Raw genomic sequence first — 21512 nt, 5'->3', positions numbered from 1 at the left:
TTAATACAAAATAATACTTACTTTTTGAGGTCCATGTACTCCAAAAATAGTCAAACCCTCAATATCTGCCGTCCTTGATGCCCCTGCGATCAAAAGAATATTGGTGGGCAATCCTTGTTTTTGAAGATAATCAAAAACTTCAGGCATATTTGGAAAAATTGTTTTTTTGTCTAACAAAACGATGCAATTCATAGGCAAAAGCGAAGCAAGTCTGGGAGAATCTTGTGTGGTACTCAAAACTAGCACGCCAATATTTGCAATAGCACATTTTGCTTTGATGATACCTGTATCTGCACTAAAGAGTTCTGATCGTATTTCTTCAATAGGTTTATCGTATTGAATAATTTCAAAACCTTGAGGTTTTTCATAGATAATATCTTGAGTCCAAATGATTTTTTTGGCATGGTATTGAAGAAGTATTTTTAATATATCTTTTTGGATATTATTTTCATCGCTCTCATAAACATCTGCAAGATTAGCTGTTTGAAGGCTTTTATATTGAGCAATCATGTTTTCAAAATTATCATTATAAGGATCATGATAGCGCCGGTTGTTGGTTGTAATTTTATTTTTTTCTAATGCGACTTGGACATCTTTTAAGATGAACTCTTTAGTGCTCATAAATGATTCCTTTATGGTTTTTCATTTTTTTATAAATATTACTATTGATAATGGGGGGTGTTCTGTATCTGACCCATTGTTTTAGAGGTGGAAAAAAACATGCAAGAGGAATAAAATTTCTAAAAACCCCTAAAACCCTAAGAATGAATCGCCACTTTTTTGGAGAAGTGGCAGCTTTAGCAAATTCTCTCATAATAAAAAATTCTTTTTTGTAACTTGAAGGAGCATGTTTTGGGTCTTGGAGAGCTTCACGAACTTTGGTATTTCTGAGATCGCGAATAAGATCTGCTAAGGGTATATCCACGGGACATACTTCAGAGCAACGCCCACACAAAGAACATAAATTACTTAAATATTCATAGTTTTTAGAATTAAAAATCCAAGAAGAGATAACCTCGCCAATAGGACCTGAATAAACACTTAAATAAGCATGTCCCCCAATCTTGTCATATACCGGGCAATGATTGAGACATGCACCACAGCGGATGCAACTCAAAGCAGTGTATGTTTTGGAATCTCCAAGCATTTTTGAACGATTGTTGTTGAGTAAAACTACATGGACTTCTTTAGGTCCATCTTTTTCTCCTTCTTTTCTGGGAGAAGAAATGATATTGGCATAAGTGCTAATGGGACTGGCAACTGCAGAGGCATTTAAGAGACTTGCCAGAATACTTGCATCTTCAAAATTTTCAATGACTTTTTCAATCCCACAAATAGCTACATGAATATCACAAGCAGTGGTGCACATCCGTCCATTACCTTCATTTTCGACTAACCAAATTACCCCTTCTTTAGCGAGTGCAAAATTTACCCCGCTAATGCCCATTTTGAAGTTTTCAAATTCCTTTCTCAGATAATTTCTAGCGATATTGTTGAGTTTTTCAGGTTCGCTTTCTAAGGGAACATGTAATTTTTCTTTAAATATCTCTCCAATTTCGTAACGATTTTTGTGAGCAGCAGGGGCTAGGATATGCACAGGAGGTTCTTCCAATAGTTGGACAATAAATTCCCCCAGATCTGTTTCAATAGGAGTGATTCCATTTTGTTTGAGATAGTGGTTTAAGTGAATTTCTTCACTTGCCATGGATTTGCCTTTTAAAATCTTAGTAACTTGGTGTTGTTTTGCCAATTTGCAGATGATTTCATTGGCTTCTTTGGCGTCATTTGCCCAATGAATTTTCATACCATTTTTACCGGCATTTTCTTCAAAATTTTTGAGTAAAATATCTAATTTGCCTAAGGCTTTCTTTTTGACTTCTTCACCTTGTTTGCATAATGCTTTCCAGTCTTTGAATTTAGTTTTTAAGAATTTTTTTCGAGCTTTTTGTATGGCATTAAGTCCTGCTTTGAGATTCATTCTAAGTTGTTTGTCATGAATTTTTTCATGAATAATAGATTCATATTGTTCTTCTATGGCACTCATTTTATATCCTTGTGCGTTCTATGAGAAAATCATAAAGATGCATGGTTTTAATGGGAATACCTTGTTTTTTCATCGCTCCGGAAATATTCATCAAACACCCGGCATCTGCGCTGATGAGATATTCCACTTGTTGCTTTTGTATATCAGATATTTTTTCATTGACCATAGCGCTGGAAATTTCAGGTTCCTTGATACAAAATGTTCCTCCAAACCCACAACATTGTTCTTCAAATTCCAATTCTTTTAAGGTAATATTTTTTAGTTCTTTTAAAAGTTGTTTGGCTTGAGGAATACATTTAGCCACTCTTAAGGCATGACAATTGCTATGCCATGTAATGTTTGTGGGCTTGCCAAAATCTTGATAGGAAATCTTTAATACATCTACTAAGAACTCACTTGCTTCATAAACACGTTGGGCAAAATCTATGGCTTTTTGTTTGTAAGGAGTATTAGAAAACATCTCAATATAATCGTGCTTCATCATTCCTGCGCAACTACCGCTAGGGACAATAATCGGGTAAGGTTTATCAAATAATTCTATATTGAAAAGGGCAATTTTTTTGGATTCTTCATAATAGCCTGAATTAAAACCGGGTTGACCACAACATGTTTGATCTTGTTTGAAAATAACTTCTGCTCCGCCATATTGAAGCAATTTCACTGCATTGATACAGGTATCTGAAAATATACTTGAACCAAGACAGGTTGCAAAAAAATAAACCCTCATTCTGCAATCCTTTGTTATTTTATTTAATATTTTTTAGCAAACTCTAAAATATTTTAACATAGTGTTTGGTCTTATCTTGCAAGATATTGCATTTTATATGGATATTGTTACAAAACTAAGCAATATAAATTTGATACTTTGATTATCTTTATACTTATTATAAAGCTTTTAGCTATGATTGAGAGAATTTAAAATAAGGAGATTGTCAATGAAATTTAAACCTTACTCATTTTGGTATCTTCAACAATTAATAAAAGATATCACGCCACCCCATGAAGTTATCAACCTAAGTATTGGAGAACCTCAATTCCAAACCCCAAAAATTATTCAAGAAGCTGTTTCAAAACATACTGAAGAATTTCGTTATTACCCTCCCTCTGAAGCTACAGATTATTTATCAGATGCTCTTTTGGGTTATATTAAATATCGCTATGGATTGGAGTTAAAGCAATCAAATATTGTCCATGCATTTGGAACCAGGGAAGCTTTGTTTAATTTACCTCAATTTTATCTTTTTGATAAGCCAAATCCCACTATAGCCTATCCTAATCCCGGTTATATGGTTTATGAAGGGGCGGCATTAGCCTCTAAAGCAAAGATTATTCATATGAATTTAGATAAAGCCAATCATTTCAAACCCCATCTTAGCAAAGAGGAAATGAAAGAAGTGAATGTTGTGATTTTGAATTCTCCTAATAATCCCACAGGAGTAGCCCTTAATCTTGAAGAATTGAAAGTCTGGGTAAAACATGCGCTGGAATATGATTTTTTACTTATTTGTGATGAGTGTTATTGTGAAATTTATGAAAAAGATCCGCCGGCTAGTATTTTGGAAGCTTCTTTTGAAGTAGGCAATGCCGGCTTGAAAAATATCATAGCTATTAATTCAGTCTCAAAGAGATCTTGTGCACCCGGGTTGCGAAGCGGTTATGTTGCAGGCAATGCAGATTTTATTGCCGATTATAATCTCTATAGAGCATATGCGGGATTTTCTATTCCTTTGCCCTTACAAAGAGGGGCAGCAGCTGCTTGGAATGATAGAAAAGCCGCAGATGAAATACGTCAAAAATTTGCTTCTAATTTAAAATTAGCAAGAGAGTGTTTTTCAGAAATTGGAGTTAATGTAGAGCCTTATAGTTTTTATTTGTGGTTGGAGGTTTTTGATGATTTGGATTTTTGCAAAAGGCTTTATCAAGAAGAAAGTATCCTTGTTTTGCCCGGAACATTTTTGGGTTCAGAAGGTGGAGGCAAGGGATTTATTCGTATTGCGCTTGTTTATGAAAGTCATATTATGCAAAAAGCTCTCATAAAATTAAAAGATTTTTATTTAAAATATATTCAAAATTTTAAGAAGAATTAGTTTGAGGATTTTAGAAATTTTAGAAAATCTTAAGAGCTTAGGAGGGGTAAGGCTTAAAATTTTTGCGGGATTACAAAAATTTAATAAGATGTAAATTTTGTAAAATAAATTTGAATAATTTTAGATATTGAAATTTTAGTAGCTTAGGAGAAAGTTATCAAAATATAAAATAAAAATACTTGAATAAAGGGAAAGGGGATAACAAGAGTCTATGGTGCGGAAGAGAGGACTTGAACCTCCATGCCTTGCGGCGCCAGATCCTAAGTCTGGTGCGTCTGCCAGTTTCGCCACTTCCGCAGCTATAGTTACATTTTTGCTTTATGAAGGTCGCTATTTTACTGATTAAAGCTTTAAACAAAACTGAAAAATGCTTAAAATATTGATGTAATTTAATTATGATGAAGTTAAAGCTTTTTTTGGATATTGTTCTCTATAATTACACCCAAAAAAACTATACTTATTCAAAAAAGGATTTTTGATGATGCAAGATCAAGTTGTTGCACGTAAAAAAATTTATAATCCAAATTCTAAAGAAGGGGTCAGTGAGCGCAAGATATTTGGAGGAAATCCTACAAGTATGTTTGATCTCAATAAAATTAAATACCAGTGGGCATATAATCTTTGGAAAATTATGTTAGCAAATACATGGTTTCCTGAAGAGGTCAATATGAATCCGGATAAAAGAGACTACAATGGAGGACTTACTTCTCAAGAAAAATTAGGCTATGATAGGGCATTGGCTCAATTAATATTCATGGATAGTCTCCAAACAAACAATCTCATTGATAATGTCAATCCTTATGTTACAAGTCCTGAAATCAATCTTATTTTGGTAAGACAGGCTTATGAGGAAGCATTACATTCACAAAGTTATGCGGTTATGGTAGAATCTATTTCTGTTAATACTGATGAGATTTATGATATGTGGCGTGTTGATATGCAGCTTCGTAGCAAAAATGACCATATTGCTAATGTTTATTTGGAACTTGCAAAAAACCCTACAGAAAGGAATCTCCTTAAGGCAATGTTTGCTAATCAAATTTTAGAAGGTATCTATTTTTATAGTGGTTTTAGTTATTTTTATACACTTGCCAGAAGTGGAAAAATGCTTGGATCTGCTCAAATGATACGATTTATTCAGCGTGATGAAGTAACTCATTTGATATTATTTCAAAATATGATCAATTCCTTAAAGGCAGAAAGGGCAGATTTATTTACTAAAGATTTGGAAGAAGAAGTGATTGAAATGTTTAAAAAAGCTGTTGAAATTGAGTCAGCTTGGGGTGATTATATTACTCAAGGGCAGATTTTAGGGCTCACTTCAGAGATTATCCATCAATATATTCAATATCTTGCTGATGATAGATTATCAAAAGTAGGACTTCCCAAACTCTATAAAGTTGCCCATCCAATCAAGTGGGTCGATCAATTTGCAAGTTTTAATGAACAAAAGACTAATTTTTTTGAAGCCAAAGTTACAAATTATGCTAAGGGGAGTATAAATTTTGATGATTTCTAAAAGGTTATATGCAATTCAATTCAAAACAAAACAGGATTTTCAGTCTAATCTTAACGAAGTTGAAGGGTTGGTTAAAAAATGCGGTGAGGATGCTATTGTATTGACTCCTGAGCTTGTATTTACAGGGTTTGCCTATCAAAGAATGACCCAAGCAAGCGAATTTTCAAAAATAGTTACTGAAAGTCTTTTGAATGCCTCAAAAGACCAAAGTATTATCACAACGATGATTGAAAAAAATGGAAATTGTTTTTATAATAATCTGAAGGTTTTTCATAAAGGAGAAGTGATTCACAAACAATCCAAACATAAATTATTCATGCTTGGAGAAGAGCATTTGCATTTTTGTTCCGGAGATGTAGAGGAGATTATTCCTTTTAGGATAGATGGTGTTATTTGTGGTGCTTTGAATTGTTTTGAGCTTAGATTTACTGATTTGTGGAGACGTCTTTTGGGTAGTGAGATTATTTTTGTTCCTGCTCAATGGGGCAAAGCAAGAAAAGATCATTATGAAACTTTATCCAAAGCCCTTGCCATTGCCAATCAGGCTTTTGTAGTTGCTAGTGATAGCGCTAATGAGTCCATGGCAAAAGGAAGTGCCATTATTACTCCTTATGGTTTATGCCATCGGGATGATAAAAGAGAGATTATTTCGGCAGAAGTTGATTTGAATGAAGTTGAAAAAATGAGAAAATACATTTATATTGGTTTGGAATCTAAAAGATGTTTAAATTAAAAAATCATTTGATGTGTGATGAAATTGCCAAACAATTTCAGCTTGAACCAAGCATTAGAGAAGCGATTACAAGTGTTAATCGTGAGTTTTTCGTCCCTGCAACCTTAAAACACTGGGCTTATCATATCGATGCTTTGCCAATTGGTATGAGTCAGTGGATTAGTTCTCCACTAACAGTAGCAAAAATGACTCAATATCTTTTGCCCCAAGGTGGAGATAGTGTGCTTGAGATTGGTTGTGGAAGCGGTTATCAAGCAGCAGTGCTTTCAGGATTGTTTCGAAGAGTATTTTCTATAGAACGTATTGAAAAGATTTTTTTGGAAGCACAAGAGAGAATCCGAAAAATAGGGATAAGTAATATCCATACCAAATTAGATGATGGACAAAAAGGATGGTCAGTTTTTGCTCCTTATGATAGAATATTATTTTCTGCTTGTGTAGAGACAATCCCAGAGGCAGTTGTGGAGCAACTGGAAGAAAAAGGTGTGTTAGTAGCTCCAATTATAAATGGCAATACACAGGTTATTGCTCGTTATCGAAAAATCAATAACAAGTTAAGTTCTCCCGAAATTCTTGAAAAATGTTTATTTGTCCCTGTAGTGGATGGTGTGATGCGATAATGAGTTATGATTTGTTTGTTTTTGGCAAAAATCATTTTTTATATTTCTTGATTTCTCCCGGTCATGTTGGTATTGATGGATTAGGGCTAGGTCTATTGGGGTGGATACTTTTTGAAATGAGTAAATATCTAAATACAAGATATTGTTTAAACGTTTTTACAAAAAGAATTTCAAATATCAGTATTTTGATCATTTTGATGTTTTTTGGCTTTGGTATTGCTTATTTTTATAAGGGTATTTTTGAAATTTGGCTTATGGTTGTTCTCACTTTGATGTTTTTATTAGCTTTTATAGATTATAAAATACTTGGAGTGCCTGATTGGATGAATTTTGCTTTGTTATTTTGTATTGTTTTAGGATGCATTTATTTTGGTGGTGAAAATATCTTATTGTTTGATATGTTTTTTGAAGGTTTGGGTCTGGCGGGGTTATTTGCGATATTGAGAATATTTGGTGATATGATTTATAAAAAGGAAATTTTAGGAGAGGGTGATATTGTTTTTGGCGCTTCAAGCGGATTGTTATTTGGGATATATAACAGCCTTATAGCGATTTTTTGGGGTTGCGTTTTTGCAAGTATCCTTGTGTTATTTTTTAAAATTTTGGGTAAAAATATTTTAAAAATCCCACTCATAACCTTTATGTTTATTGGTTTATTCTTTTGTTTTGTCATGGGGATTATTTTATGATTAAAAAATATATTTTTTTAGCTGTTTCACAAATCTTTTTTCCATTTTTTCTTGTATTATTCTTTATAGCTTCTGTTGTTTTGCTTATCAGCATAGCCGGAGTTACTCTGGTTGTGAAAATGAATGTTTTAGATTTGGGGCAACTATTTTTATATTCTTTGCCCGGAACAGTATTTTTTATTATCCCAATCACTTTTTTTGCTGCTTGTGTTTTGGGACTTTCAAGACTTTCATATGATTATGAATTGTTAGTATTTTTTTCTTTAGGAATTTCTCCTAAAAAAATTCTAAAAATATTTATTCCTATTAGTTTGCTGGTGAGTGTCGTATTGTTGATGTTTTCACTCGCGATGATCCCATTATCAAAAAGTGCTTATTCTGATTTTATAGCAGAGAAAAAAAATAAAGTAGATATCAATATTAGACCCGGAGAATTTGGACAAAAACTTGGAGATTGGCTTGTGTATGTTAATAAGGCCCATTCTAATCATTACAATCAACTCGTGCTCTTTTCTAGTGATGGGCTTTCTCAAGAAAGTTTTATTGTTGCTGATAGTGGAGAAGTGGATAATAATGGAGGTGTTTTTGAATTGACTTTGCATAATGGGGATGCTTATTTTGCTCAAAATAGTGAAATTAAAAAAATTGATTTTAAACAAATGATCCTCAAGAATGAAGCAGGCGCCCTGAAGCTCAACTCTTATGATCTTATTAGTTATTGGAAAAGCGCCTTCAAAGGAGACACTTCCCAAGCAAGAAGATTTTCTCAAGCAATCATGACATCAGTTTTTCCTTTAGTAAGTATATTTTTAATTCCTTTATTTGGAATAGCCAATCCCAGATTTCATAAAAATATGTCTTATGTATATATACTTTTAAGTGTGGGAATTTATTTTTTAATTATGCATATAACAAGTCAAAATATTCCATTTTGGGGTTTAATTTTTTTGCCTATATTATGGTTAATAGGTTCTTATTGGCTGTATAGAAGATTTGTTTTGAAATTTTATTGATGAAAAAACTTGTAGCAAAAATTGCTTATGATGGAAGTGCTTTTAGCGGATTTGCCAGGCAAAGAAATAAGCATATCAGTAGTGTTTGTGAACGTATTGAGTTTGCCTTGAGGAGTATGGGGATTAATGATGAGATTTTAGGAGCCGGGCGAACGGATAAGGGTGTCCATGCCAGCGGGCAGATAATTAGTTTTTGTGTAAATGGGGCTATGGAAATTGATAAAATAAAATTTTTACTCAACCATAAACTTTATCCTCATATTTTTATTAAAAATCTCAAACAAGTTGATTTTTCTTTTCATCCTAGATTTGATGCCAAAAGAAGGGGTTATCGCTATATTTTTGACAATAAATTTCATAATCCTTTTATTTCTAAATATATTTCAAATGAAAATTATGGGGATAAAGAGCGTATGCAAAAGGCATTAAATCTTTTTTTGGGAAAACATTGTTTTTGTTATTTTAAAAAACAAGGGAGTCCAACAAAAAGTGATATAAGAGAAATATTTGTAGCCAGATTTTATGAGCATAAGATTTTTTCTCAAAAATATAATGTGATTTATATTGAGGCTGATGGGTTTTTGAGGGCACAAGTGCGGCTTATGATCGCTTGCGTTTTAGCTTATTGCAGAGGAGAAATTACGCAAGAAGATATTATTTTGCAACTCAATGGCAAAAAACAATGTATTAACTTGCCTGTTAGTCCAAATGGTTTGTATTTGGTTCGAGTGATTTATTGACAAAATATATGGTATTTTAAAGCTGTATTGATTATAATTAGAAGCCTGAATGATTCGTGTTTCTCAAAATTTGGCGAGTCTGTTAAATAAGTATTTTTAAGGTCAACAGTAGCAATCTTTGTGTGTTCGGTATTTTCGTTTGCAACTTTTAGAGAGTGAGAATCTGCCGCCTAATAAGATTCTCTTGGCTTATTTGTGGCTTTGTTAGGCTGCGCACAAAAGTATAACGGTCATTCGGGTGAAACTAAAAGCATTGGCAATGGAAAAATATAATGGAAGAAAAAATATTAATTATAGGTAGCGGTGGTAGAGAATATTCCATGGGTAGAAAATTTCTTGAAGACTCTCGCATAAAAAAGATTTATTTTTGTCCGGGCAATGGAGCGACACAAATAATAGGAGAAAATATTTTCTATAAAACTACTCAAGAATTAATTTTATTCATCCAAGAAAAAAATATTAATTTAGTTATTATAGGTCCTGAAACCCCACTTGTAGAAGGTATGAGCGATGCACTTAGAGAAGCTGGAATTAAAGTCTTTGGTCCCAGTAAAAAAGCCTCTCAATTAGAAGGTTCTAAGGCTTTTATGAAAGATTTTGTTTCCCGCTTCAAAATACCTACAGCTACTTATTTGCAAACATCTAATATCGCCCAAGCCATAGATTTTATTTACAAATTGACTCCTCCAATTGTTATTAAAGCTGATGGTTTATGCGCGGGTAAAGGCGTGATAATTGCCCAAAATCAGCAAGAAGCTATAGAAACTGCGACACAAATGCTTGGTGGTAAAAGCTTTGGTGATGCAGGGAAATGTATAGTAATTGAAGAGTTTTTAGATGGATATGAATTGTCTGTTTTTGCTCTTTGTGATGGAAAAGATTATGTTTTGTTGCCTGTTTGTCAAGATCATAAAAAACTCTTCAATGGAGATAAGGGACCTAATACGGGTGGTATGGGGGCTTATGCGCCTACTCCTTTGTGCGATGAGGTTTTAATAAAAAAAATTAAAGATAGGATCATTGTCCCCACTCTTGAAGGAATGCTACAAGAAAATAATCCTTTTGAAGGTATTCTTTTTGCCGGGATTATGGTGGTTAAGATGAATGGAGGATTAGAGCCTTTTTTATTGGAATTTAACGTGCGATTTGGAGATCCGGAATGTGAGGTTTTGCTTCCTCTTTTGAAAACTCCCTTATTGGATTTATGTTATGGGGTTATCGAGCATCGTTTGAATCATTTTGAGATAGAGATTTATCAACAATATTGCCTGGGAGTAGTGATTGTTTCAAAAGATTATCCTTATAAAAATTCACCTCCTCAAGTTATCACTATAGATAACTTCGATAAAAAAATAGGGCATTTGTCTTTTGGTGGAGTAAATAATAAAGATAATGTTTTGATAGCTGATGGGGGGCGTATTTTGTTGTGCATTGGAGAGGGAAAGAGTTTTCAAGAAGCAAGAAAAAATGCCTATACTCTGGTAGATAAAGTAAATTTTAAAGGGATGACTTATCGAAATGATATTGGATATAAGGCTTTGGAACATCAATGATTTGGACAGATGATAAGATAGAGGAAATGCTCTATCGGGAAGATTTGTCTATTGCACTTTTTTCCCATAGAGTAGGGGCTTTTCTTATTGATATTTTAGTAATATCTTTTTTGGTTGTTGGTTTTTGCCTGAATTTTTTGTCCCTACCTTCAGAAACCGTAGAAGCAGAAATATTTTTTATTCAAAAAATAATATTTTTAATATTTATTTTTAGTTTTGTTTATGAAGTTTTGTTTATGAAGTTATTTGGGGCAACTTTTGGAAAAATTATTTTTAGACTTAAGGTTGTTTTGATACAAACTCTGGATAAACCTAATTTTAAGGTGATATTGCAACGTTGTTTTATTAAGGTAATTGAACAGATGATGTGTTGTGTGTTGTTTGTTTTTGCTTTAGATGATAAATTTTTGCGCACTTTTCATGATAGATTTAACAAAACAATCGTTATTTCTATGCGGCAGTAAGAAATTGTTTAGAGTTATTATTATTTTTATTATTTTTGCAATATTTGCATATGGAAGTCAAACAGCTGTCCAAAAATTTGATAAAAATAATAATAAGATTTTTGAGCTTTTGGCTGATAAGGTGAGTGGAGAGGGAAGTGTAGTGGTAGCTTCCGGGAATGCAGTGCTTTTAAATTATGATGTTTATATTCTTGCTGATAGAATTTCTTATGATACTAAAAATCGTATAGCCACAATTGATGGGCATATTAAAATTTACAAAGGAGGTAGTTTTTTTGCACGTGCTGAACATATCGTGCTTAAAATGAATGAAAAATACGAGGCTATTGAGCCTTTTTATATGCAAGATAGCGTAAGTGGTATGTGGATTAGTTCTCATATAGCACAAAAAAATGATAAGAAATATAGTTTCAAAAATGCAACAATTTCCGGGTGTGGTATTGAAAATCCTATTTGGCATATTGATGCAACTTCAGGATCTTATAACTCTGATGGCTCTTATCTCTCGCTTTGGAATCCTAAAATCTATATTGGTGATGTTCCGGTGCTGTATTTTCCGTATTTATTTCTATCTACAAGCAATAAGCGCACTACAGGACTTTTGTATCCGGAATTTGCAGCCTCAAATATCGAAGGTTTTATTTATATGCAACCTTTTTATTTGGCGCTTCAAGATTTTTGGGATATGACATTTACTCCTCAAATTCGTACAAATAGAGGTTATGGAGGAAATTTTGAAGCGAGATTTATTGATAAAGAACAAGATAAATTCATTTTTAATACAAGATTTTTTCACAACAATGCTTTTTATTATGAAAAATATAATTTAAGAAATCGTAATATATTTGGATTTGAATTTTCTCATTCCAGTAGAAATCCATTAAAAAAATATTTTGGACTTCATCATGCTTCTATAGATAATGGTTTGTATCTTGATTTTTTGTATATGAATGACTTAGATTATGTAAGATTTGAAAATATCAATAAAATTATTACAGATGGAACTCATGTTTCTAGAGGAAATTATTATATTCAAACCCAAGATCATTACTATGGAATCAATTTCAAATATTTCTTAAACTTAAATAAAATTAATAATAATATGACTTTTCAATCATTGCCAAATCTGCAATATCATAAATATTTAAATTCTTTATTCTATAAAAATCTTCTTTATTCTATTGATTATGAACTTAAAAATACTACTAGAGATTTGGGTTACGGGTATATCCAAAATTCTTTAAATGTCCCTATAGGCTTGCAATTTTCTCTTTTTAAGAAATATATTTCTTTGGGAATTTGGAATAATTTTTATGCGAGTAATTTAGCTATTACAAATGCTTCAGCGAATTATATACCTGATTTGGATAAAAAATCTACGCGCAAGTTTGGAAATCTTTTATCTGCAGGTTATTCAATCTATCTCAATACAGATTTGGCAAAAGATTACGATAAAGTTTTTCATACAGTTCAATTTGAAATGGCTTTTAGTGCCCCTTATTTTCAACTTTCTAATGGATTGTTTGATTCACAGATGTATGCCCTTACTTCCCAAGCAAGAAACCAATACCAACGAGATGATTTAGATAGATATTTTATCGACAATCATTATTATAACGATATCTGGGATCCCCTTAGTGTTACAAGCTCTATGATTTTTACAAAAAGGATGGATTTGAAATTAACACAATACTTTTATGGTTTAGGCGGGAAGGAATTGTTTTATTGGAAAATGTCTCAAATACTTAATTTTGATGATCCTATTTCTATTGCTAGAATCCCTATGGAGAATAAAATTGGCTTCTCTCCATTGGAGGGATTAGATATTTATGGGAGTATTTTTTACTCATTTTATTATAATAGCCTTGATGAAATTGCTTTAAATGCAAATTATAAACATAATTATTTGCTGGCCAATTTATCTTACTATATCAAGAGAAAATTTAATGATAATGGGATTAACAAAATCATCGAAAATTCAGCAAATTATCTAAAAGGAGCAGTGAGTAATGATTTTGGATATTTTGGTTTGAGTGCCTCTGTAGGGTATGATATTAAAAATAATGTCTTGTTGGATTGGGATGTTGGAATTTTTAAAAATATCCGATGTTTTGGAATTGGGCTTAAATTTGTTAATCAAAGAAGACCGATTTTGACTAACGATCCGGGTAATCCTTTAGAAGTTTTGAAAAATACTTATATTAAATTAGAGCTCAATTTTGTACCTCTTACTAACACGGGTTTGACCTATCGTGTTGTAAAATAAGGAAATAAAATAAGGAAATAAATGGAGATAATAAAAACTGATTATATCAAGTTTGAAGATAGAGATGATGCTTTAGTGCGCTTGATGGATGAGATTTTGATATGGCATTTAGATATAAAGAATTGCATATTGCTTGCAACCAGTTTAGCGGGAGTTGGATTTGGTGATAAAATGTCCAAGAAACTCAATGTGCCACTTGATTTTTTATTAACCGTGCCTATTTGTGCTCCTTTAAATAATGAATGTGAGATCGCTATTGTAAGTGAAAATATGGATATAATAATGAATGAAGCTTTGATAGATTCTTTTGATATTACTCTTGATTATATTTATGGTGAAGCCAAAAGAGCTTATGAGGAAATTATTTTGGCAGATATTTATAAGTTTAGAAAGGGCTCTATGATGAGTTCTTTGAGTGGTAAAGATGTTTTTATTGTTGATGAGGGGGTAGAGACCGGACTTACAATGAATGTTGCTATTGAGACTTGTATTGCCAAAGGAGCTAAGAGCATTTATGTGGTTACTCCTGTGATTGCCAAAAATGTTGCTTCAAATTTGTGTGAGATTTGTGATGGTGTTATTAGTGTTATGAAGCCTGAATATTTTGTTTCTACGGCTCATTATTATAAAACTTTGTTGCCGATGGGTAAAGAAGAAATAGAAAAAATATTGGATACATCATTGCAAAAAACCAGAGATATAGAACTAAAAAACAAAAAATAAGGAACACAAGTGCATACAATTGAATTAAAAGATTTGAAAGAAAAATATACTTTAGAGTATGTAGCCAAACAGGCTAGTGGAGCTATTCTTTATCAACATGGTGGGACTGTAATGCTTGCAAGTGTGGCTGTTGATGAAGAGCTTGTAGAAGAAGATTTTTTACCATTAACAGTTCAGTATATTGAAAAGTCTTATGCCGTAGGGAAATTTCCGGGTGGCTTTATCAAAAGAGAAGGCAAGCCCGGAGAATTTGAAACATTGACTTCAAGAATTATTGATAGAAGTTTGCGTCCTATATTTCCAAAAGGTTATGCCTATCCCACACAAATAACAATTATGGTTTTAAGTTATGATAAAAAGAGTGATTTGCAAGTATGCGCCCTGAATGCGGCTGCAAATGCTTTGTATATTTCAAATCTACCTTTTTCTCGTCCTGTTAATGCGGTCAGAGTAGGGAGAATTGATGGAGATTTTATTTTGAATCCAAGCATGCAAGAGCTTGAAAATTCAAGTATTGATTTGTATGTTTCAGGAAGCAAGGAAGAATTATTGATGATAGAGATGCGCAGTCTCAAAACAAATTCCCAAACCAATGAGATTGCAGAAGAAGATTTGTTGGAGGCACTTGAATTTGCTAAAAAAGCTATTTTAAAAGCAAGTAAAGAATATGAAAAGGTTTTCCAATCTTATAAAAAATCTCCTATACATTTAACTTTACATACATTTAAAAATCATCCTGATATTTATGAGTATATTCATAAAAATTATTTTGAAGAACTCAAAGATGCGCTAAATCAAATGGCAAAGAGCGAGAGAAGTATGGGGTTAAAAAAAATTGCTGCAGATATTTTTGAAAGTGTTGGTCAGGATAAAGAATGGGAGTTATCTGCTATTGATGCTATGTTGGAAGTTTGTAAAAAAGAAATTTTGAGACATCAAATTATCCATCAAGGAGTCAGGGTTGATGGTAGAGGATATGAAGATGTAAGAGCTATTCGGATAGATACTAATATTTTACCTTTTGCACATGGATCTGTTCTTTTTACGAGAGGACAAACTCAAGCATTGGTAGTTGGCACGATAGGGAGTGATAATGATGCCCAAACTCAGGAGCAACTTGGTGATAAAATATCCAATAAAGAAAAGTTTATGTTTCATTATAATTTTCCAGGATTTAGTGTTGGGGAAGCTAGCCCGATAGGTTCTCCGGGTAGGCGAGAATTAGGGCATGGAAATTTAGCAAAAAGGGCTTTAGAGTCAAGTATTTTAGATTGTTCAAAAACAATTCGATTGGTTTCAGAGATTTTGGAATCTAATGGTTCAAGTTCTATGGCAAGCGTATGTGCCGGATCTTTGGCATTATGTGCAAGTGGAATTTCTATTAGTAATCTTGTTGCCGGAGTTGCAATGGGGTTGGTTGTTCAAGAGGAGAAATATGCGATATTGACAGATATTAATGGGCTTGAAGATCGTTATGGAGACATGGATTTTAAAATTGCCGGTTCTAAAAAAGGGATTACTGCAATGCAAATGGATATAAAATTAGGAGGCATATCCCATAATATCTTACAAGATGCCCTTTATCAGGCTAAACGAGCTAGAGAATATATCTTAGATATTATGGAAGAAGCTAAGGAAAAAATTATTATCAACACAACAATTCTCCCAAGTTTAGAAATTTTTAATATCCAACCTAACAAGATCGTAGATATTATTGGGCAAGGTGGAAAAACTATTAAAGATATTATCGAACGTTTTGGGGTAAGCATTGATATTGATAGAGAAAGCGGAGAGATAAAGATTTTAGGTCAAAATCAAGAAAGCGCAAATATGACAAAGGACTTTATTTTGAACCTCATTGATACTCAAAAAATTGATTTGAATAAATATGAATCCGGACAAATATTTGAAGGTGAAGTCAAAAAAGTTCTTGATTTTGGTGCTTTTATATCTTTGCCAAAAGGTGGAGATGGTTTATTGCATGTCAGCAAAATCACTAAACATCGAGAAGAAAATATTAGAGAATATATTCGAGAAGGGGATAGAATTAAATGTAAAATTTTAGGCTTGAACAAGGGAAAAATAGAACTTGATTTAATACGAGAGTAATTTAAACTTATATTTATGATTTTTTAGAGATAATCCCATCTCAAGAAGTTTAGTAGGGGATAAATCCGAAGAGCTTCAAAAATTGCAGGAGATTGTTATGAAAATTTTATTTATGTTGTTTTTTGGGGCAGTTGGTCTTATTTTTGCCAATGATGTAGCTATAGGTGGTATGGATATGATCAAGTCCTTTTCTGTTGCGGGCGCTGTTATTGGTCTGGGAATAGCCGCTCTTGGTGGTGCTATTGGTATGGGTCATGCTGCGGCAGCTACTATTTCAGGAACTGCTAGAAATCCCGGAATTGGGGGAAAACTTCTTACAACAATGTTTATTGCTCTTGCGATGATTGAAGCTCAGGTTATCTATACCCTGGTTTTTGCGATTATTGCAATTTATGCTAATCCTTTTGTAGGGTAATAAAATAAATTTGCCCCAAAAAGGGCTTATGCGCTGGTGGTGGAATTGGTAGACACGCCATCTTGAGGGGGTGGTGAGGAAACTCGTGCGAGTTCAAATCTCGCTCAGCGCACCATGATTTTTATACTTGAAATGTTTAGTTGTGAATTGGATATTTTCACATAGCATTATAGTATTCAAAAAGCCGGAGTGGTGAAACTGGTAGACGCGCTAGACTCAAAATCTAGTAGGGGCAACCCTGTGTCGGTTCAAGTCCGACCTTCGGCACCATTGAGATTTTTTAATTATTTTGCAATACGACCACTTCAATCTTCCTTGAATAATGGATTTTAAAAGTCTAAAATTCTGCAATTCTTTTTTAAATTGATTGTTTCTATATCAAAGTTCTATAATCTTCTGTAAAGATTTGTTTATTTTGGATTGTCTTGAAGAGTTAGAGATTGTATTTTCAGAATTTGCCCTATGGCATCTCCGAATTCCTTATAAGTCATGCGGGGTTCTTTAGTAGTTTTTGATAAGATTATTTGTTTGCTTATTTTGACTCCTTTTGATATTTCTCTAATTTTCTGACTCTTTTTTCTAAATCTCTGTTATCAAAAAACAGAAATAAAACCACTGCACATAAGGCTATATTTGCTAATACCGGGACAATCATTGTCTCTCCTTTGTAAATTTGATATAATTCTTGAAGGCAAGATAGATGATTTTGATTGGACAGGATTCACTCCTGTCTCAAGTGGGGGTTACCCACTCCAAATCTGAATGATTTGGCTGATGTTTAAGATAATGCTAGTCGTCAAACCGATTATCTCAAGAATCAATCTCAATCTTCTCATCTTGTCTTTTCTACTTGGATTAAAATAATTTATATGTTTTATGAATGAATAATATGACTTTAATTAAATTATTTTTTTATGTAAAATTTTATTTATCGTTTTTATTTGCCTAACTCCTGCATAAATATTTTTTTGATTCTTGGAATACAGAGACAGATTTTTTCTTGGCAATTTGTGAAAATGATTGCATGTTTTTCCCTGATAGCTTTAGCTTGTTCTTTTTGGGCTTTAGATATTGTCTTATTAATCGCTTTTGCAGTTTGCTTACTCAAATCTTTTTCCAAACTCATGATATTCCTTTTATTTATTATAATTGACAATTTGTAATAAATTATGTAAAATTATTGTATCTAAGCTGATTACTTAGACGTTTAAAAAAAGGTAACTTTGTGAGGAATGCCCAACATATCTTTAATGGTATGTTGGGTTTTTTTTTGGTTTGTGGGAGGGTGGGATTCTTCACAAGGAGTCCATAAATGGATTTTCTTAATATCTTGTTTGTGATTATCTCAATGCTTATTGGCATTTTTAGGGAAGAGATAAGAAAATTCTTAAATCTCAAATCCAAAAGATAATTACCGCTTACCTTACCCTCTCAAAAAACTCATCAATTTTTGAGAGGGTTTTTTATTCAATGATAGATAAAGCTCATAAAATCACCCCTTCAATACCAAGTTCTTTAGTGTAATAACTCACCCCTTGATTACTTGTAAGTATCCAATGCTTTTGAGATTCAGAGAGTCTTTGGATAAGGATTTGTTTTGGGGATTCAGAGAGAATGACCAGTTTCAGAGGTTTTGCCTTCCTTACTAAGTCTTTAAAGCCTTCATATTCACTGAGTTCATTCACTAAGATTTTGGCTTGGAATGCGATACTCTCTTCATTACCGCCAATCTTTTGATAGATGGGTTTTTTGATTGTTTCAATCTTTTTGATACCCATTGACAGAGTGGTTGTGATAGACTCTATGTTTTGAGAGACTCTGAAGACAAATCTATCAATCTTGATAAGAGTGTCTTTGGTGTGAATGGATTTGTATTTTTTAAAAGGATCTTCCATAGGTTCTGCCGGCTTGTTTTGGAGTTCTTTTTGCTTGGCTTTTTGTTTTTGGATTTCTTCTTCGAGTTCTTTTTTAGCGTTTTTACTTTGTGTGTTGAAGATGTTTTTTAGCATGGGATTCCTTATTAAAAGTCTTTGTCATCATCATAGCTGTAACTATTAATCGCCCTTGTTATCTCTTGAGCGTTGGTATTGGTATTGATGGTGATATTTTTGTAATCATTGATAACTCTTGAGTTATGTGTTTGGTTGTTGGCAATGGAATTAAGCATCTTGGCTTTGTTTTCATTTTGCTTCGCTAGTGTTTCATCAATGCTACCCTTAAGGGATATGGAAGAGTTTTTGTTTGCTTCAACTTCTATTTTTTTATCATCACCACCAAAAATACCGGCAAGCCATCCTGTTACCTTGCCTCCCAGATTGACTGCTGTAGTGATTGCTTTAATCAGCATTTCAAAAGGATAAGCTATCAACCTGACAATTCCTCCAATAACTTTACCAATAACTAATCCTGTTTGTGCAAAACCGCTTAATTCTTCACCGGTATTGCTAATATCTCCAAAGATTAGATTAAATAACATACCAATGGGTTTAAATATAAGCTTTATTACATTCCAAATTTTAGAAAATAAAGGAGCAAGTGGATCAAAGGCTGTTTTTAAGGAATTCCATAATCCTATAAAAGAATCTTTTAGTGGTTGCATACCTTGTGCAATTCCTTGAAACAATCCTTTAAAAAAGGCTTTGATTGGTTCCCAATATTTCATCACCAAATAAACTGCTGCCCCCAATGCTACAAACAATGCACCTATACCTGTAGAGATTAATGCACCTTTGATTGAAAACATTGCAATTTTAAATCCTCTTGCAAATAGATTAATACCAATAGATAAAGCCTTAAATGTTGTATTTAATATCAGCAAGGCAGTATTATAAGCATAGGTAATGCCTGTTGCTATTCCTTTTATGATGTTTGTAATTCTTAATTTTTTATTTAAAAAATCTAAACTGAAACTAATAGCTTTAAGGGTAAAGTTATGAGCCTTAGTAGCAAATGTAAGGGCATTGGTTCTGATGGTTGCGATTTTGGTTAAGAATGATTTTCTAGCTAAAGCAAGATTGTATAGTCCTACGCCGTTTGTAAGGAATGCAATTGAGTATTGCAATGGATAAAAAACTAGAGTTTTTAGATTTCCAAGCATCATAATACCAAGCATTGCTGATTTTAATCCAACCAATACTACAATGCCACCTGCTATATATTTCATCACTCCTTTATAATTATCAAAAAGTTCAGATAGCCACTCTACACCTATTTTTAATCCACTAAAAATCTTACCTAGCACAGGCACAAACCCATTCCCGATACTCACCCCCAGATGCTTAAAAGAGTTTCCTAAGGAGATGACTAAATCTCCAAAACCATCCCCTGCTACTCTATCTACTGCTTTTTGTAATGCACCACTTGAATCTTTTGTAGATTCTAATGCCAGATTAAAGGCTTTGACTCCATCTTTAGCGGAGTGGATATTGTTTGCCATTTTCTTGCCAAAGAGTTCGGAGATGACTCCAAAGCGTTCTTCATCCTCCAGATTGTTTAAATCTTCAAATAGATTTTTAATCGCTTCTTGGGGATTGGATTGTATATCCTCTTTTAACTGCTCTGCGTCTAATCCCATTTTTGCCAAAGACCTTTTAAAACCATCAGTGGCATGATCAATATTATTGAGTTCGGTGAAGAATTTGTTGATACTTGAACTTGCTTCTGATGAATCCAATCCTACGGATAAGAAAGACGCACTTAAAGCTGATGTCTCTTTGGCAGAGAGTCCAAAGGCTTTAGCCCCTGAGAGAGTGGTATTGGTTACTTCTAATATGGCTTTGGCTGATGTTTTGGTGGAGAGTGCCATTGCACTCACCTCATCAGAGAAGACAGAGAGTTCTTTGGTATTGAGATGAAAGGCTTTGGATATTTTAGAGATTGTATTTACGGATTCTTCCATCCCCAGTTTAAGTCCTACTTGCATGTTTAATGCCAGTTGGCTGAAGTCTTTGAGTTCCTCTTTAGCTACTCCCAGTTGTGCGCTTAACTCTGTAGTTTTGAGAATATCATTCATCCTTACGCCATTATTTTTACCTAAATCCCACATATCTTTTTTGAGATTCTCCAGTTCTTTGGAAGAGAGGTTTGCAAAAGCATTGATGTCATTGAGTGCATTGTTAAAATCAATGCTAAGGCTTAAGGGTTTAGAGATAAGCCCTTTAAAAGATGCGTAAGTCCCCAGTATTTGATACCTTAACCCATCAATAGCTTTAGTGGCATGACTCATATCTATTTCTAATTTAACTCTAGTAGCATCTCGAATGCGTTTTGCCATTTCATTGACTTTTGCAAATTGATCTGTGGGCATAATCGAAGAGGTTTTAAGGACTCCTAATTCTTCTTTGAATTTTGCTATTGATTTTGTAAGCCCGAGATCCAAACTCTTAGTCAGACTTTCTCCTGTTTTTTTATTAAAGATTCTCATGCCTTTGGTAATCTCTTCAAAGTCTGCTCCCAGATTGAGTGTGATGTCTGATTTTAATCCCATTGCTTAACCTTTGATTTGAATTTTATTTTTTATTTGAATATTGATTTTTAA

19 protein-coding genes and 3 tRNA genes are annotated in these 21512 nt (G+C 33.1%); 15 read left to right on the top strand and 7 right to left on the bottom strand.

The features are described from left to right. Genes BKH45_RS05855 through BKH45_RS05845 form a run of 3 tightly spaced genes read right to left on the bottom strand, consistent with a single transcriptional unit; the run spans nt 1 to nt 2771 of the window. Complete coding sequence (locus BKH45_RS05855; RefSeq protein ID WP_095274553.1) at nt 1-621, bottom strand: lactate utilization protein C; 621 nt, start codon at nt 619-621, stop codon at nt 1-3. Further along, a complete protein-coding gene (locus BKH45_RS05850) occupies nt 611-2044 on the bottom strand; it encodes a LutB/LldF family L-lactate oxidation iron-sulfur protein (protein WP_095274552.1) in 1434 nt (477 codons plus the stop codon). The genes BKH45_RS05855 and BKH45_RS05850 overlap by 11 nt, the downstream gene beginning before the upstream one ends. 1 nt (nt 2045) lies before the next feature. Next, nucleotides 2046-2771, bottom strand: a complete 726-nt coding sequence (locus BKH45_RS05845) for a (Fe-S)-binding protein (protein WP_095274551.1) — start codon at nt 2769-2771, stop codon at nt 2046-2048. Nucleotides 2772-2979: 208 nt separating this feature from the next. Between BKH45_RS05845 and BKH45_RS05840 the strand changes: the two genes are divergently transcribed. Further along, nucleotides 2980-4131 carry a succinyldiaminopimelate transaminase gene (locus BKH45_RS05840; protein WP_180675667.1) on the top strand — a complete coding sequence of 384 codons (1152 nt, stop codon included), beginning with the start codon at nt 2980-2982 and terminating at the stop codon, nt 4129-4131. A 212-nt stretch (nt 4132-4343) separates the two neighbouring features. Here BKH45_RS05840 and BKH45_RS05835 read toward each other — a convergent pair. Further along, nucleotides 4344-4428 (bottom strand) — tRNA-Leu (locus tag BKH45_RS05835). Nucleotides 4429-4612: 184 nt separating this feature from the next. Between BKH45_RS05835 and BKH45_RS05830 the strand changes: the two genes are divergently transcribed. From BKH45_RS05830 to BKH45_RS05765, 14 genes are all read left to right on the top strand, one after another. Continuing rightward, nucleotides 4613-5650 carry a ribonucleotide-diphosphate reductase subunit beta gene (locus BKH45_RS05830; RefSeq protein WP_095274616.1) on the top strand — a complete coding sequence of 346 codons (1038 nt, stop codon included), beginning with the start codon at nt 4613-4615 and terminating at the stop codon, nt 5648-5650. Continuing rightward, nucleotides 5640-6383 (top strand): carbon-nitrogen hydrolase family protein, encoded by a 744-nt coding sequence (locus tag BKH45_RS05825; protein ID WP_095274549.1) that lies wholly within the window; start codon nt 5640-5642, stop codon nt 6381-6383. The genes BKH45_RS05830 and BKH45_RS05825 overlap by 11 nt, the downstream gene beginning before the upstream one ends. Further along, nucleotides 6371-7003 (top strand): protein-L-isoaspartate(D-aspartate) O-methyltransferase, encoded by a 633-nt coding sequence (locus BKH45_RS05820; protein ID WP_095274548.1) that lies wholly within the window; start codon nt 6371-6373, stop codon nt 7001-7003. Before BKH45_RS05825 ends, BKH45_RS05820 begins: the two co-directional genes overlap by 13 nt. Next, on the top strand, nt 7003-7692 hold the full coding sequence (locus BKH45_RS05815) for a prepilin peptidase (RefSeq protein ID WP_180675665.1): 690 nt from the start codon (nt 7003-7005) through the stop codon (nt 7690-7692). The genes BKH45_RS05820 and BKH45_RS05815 overlap by 1 nt, the downstream gene beginning before the upstream one ends. Then, nucleotides 7689-8705, top strand: coding sequence for an LptF/LptG family permease (locus BKH45_RS05810; protein WP_095274546.1), 1017 nt, complete (start codon nt 7689-7691; stop codon nt 8703-8705). Before BKH45_RS05815 ends, BKH45_RS05810 begins: the two co-directional genes overlap by 4 nt. Beyond that, nucleotides 8705-9445, top strand: coding sequence for a tRNA pseudouridine(38-40) synthase TruA (gene truA, locus BKH45_RS05805; RefSeq protein WP_095274545.1), 741 nt, complete (start codon nt 8705-8707; stop codon nt 9443-9445). The genes BKH45_RS05810 and truA overlap by 1 nt, the downstream gene beginning before the upstream one ends. 272 nt (nt 9446-9717) lie before the next feature. Further along, a complete protein-coding gene (purD, locus tag BKH45_RS05800; RefSeq protein WP_095274544.1) occupies nt 9718-10998 on the top strand; it encodes a phosphoribosylamine--glycine ligase in 1281 nt (426 codons plus the stop codon). Beyond that, nucleotides 10995-11462, top strand: coding sequence for an RDD family protein (locus BKH45_RS05795; RefSeq protein WP_095274543.1), 468 nt, complete (start codon nt 10995-10997; stop codon nt 11460-11462). Before purD ends, BKH45_RS05795 begins: the two co-directional genes overlap by 4 nt. Then, complete coding sequence (gene lptD / locus BKH45_RS05790) at nt 11419-13728, top strand: LPS assembly protein LptD (protein WP_095274542.1); 2310 nt, start codon at nt 11419-11421, stop codon at nt 13726-13728. The genes BKH45_RS05795 and lptD overlap by 44 nt, the downstream gene beginning before the upstream one ends. A gap of 21 nt (nt 13729-13749) precedes the next feature. Next, nucleotides 13750-14451: a phosphoribosyltransferase family protein gene (locus tag BKH45_RS05785; RefSeq protein WP_095274541.1), complete on the top strand. Its 702-nt coding sequence runs from the start codon at nt 13750-13752 to the stop codon at nt 14449-14451. Nucleotides 14452-14460: 9 nt separating this feature from the next. Continuing rightward, the gene (locus tag BKH45_RS05780; protein WP_095274540.1) at nt 14461-16560 is read left to right on the top strand and encodes a polyribonucleotide nucleotidyltransferase; all 2100 of its coding nucleotides are present in this window, start codon (nt 14461-14463) and stop codon (nt 16558-16560) included. 97 nt (nt 16561-16657) lie between these two features. Further along, entirely contained in the window at nt 16658-16975 is a 318-nt protein-coding gene (locus BKH45_RS05775) for a F0F1 ATP synthase subunit C (protein ID WP_095274539.1), read from the top strand. Nucleotides 16976-17005: 30 nt separating this feature from the next. Further along, nucleotides 17006-17090: transfer RNA gene (locus BKH45_RS05770), tRNA-Leu, on the top strand. 68 nt (nt 17091-17158) lie between these two features. Beyond that, nucleotides 17159-17245, top strand: a tRNA-Leu gene (locus BKH45_RS05765). Nucleotides 17246-17912: 667 nt separating this feature from the next. On the opposite strand, the gene BKH45_RS05760 is transcribed toward BKH45_RS05765, so the two are convergent. From BKH45_RS05760 to BKH45_RS05750, 3 genes are all read right to left on the bottom strand, one after another. Next, complete coding sequence (locus BKH45_RS05760) at nt 17913-18101, bottom strand: hypothetical protein (RefSeq protein WP_095274538.1); 189 nt, start codon at nt 18099-18101, stop codon at nt 17913-17915. Nucleotides 18102-18459: 358 nt separating this feature from the next. After that, nucleotides 18460-18984, bottom strand: a complete 525-nt coding sequence (locus BKH45_RS05755; RefSeq protein WP_095274537.1) for a hypothetical protein — start codon at nt 18982-18984, stop codon at nt 18460-18462. An 11-nt stretch (nt 18985-18995) separates the two neighbouring features. Further along, nucleotides 18996-21461 carry a phage tail tape measure protein gene (locus tag BKH45_RS05750; RefSeq protein WP_095274536.1) on the bottom strand — a complete coding sequence of 822 codons (2466 nt, stop codon included), beginning with the start codon at nt 21459-21461 and terminating at the stop codon, nt 18996-18998. Nucleotides 21462-21512 lie beyond the last annotated feature (51 nt).

Source organism: Helicobacter sp. 11S03491-1, from assembly GCF_002272835.1.
Classification (GTDB): Bacteria; Campylobacterota; Campylobacteria; order Campylobacterales; family Helicobacteraceae; genus Helicobacter_J.
Note: the sequence above shows the minus strand (reverse complement) of the source record. Positions and strands in the feature narration are given on the sequence as shown.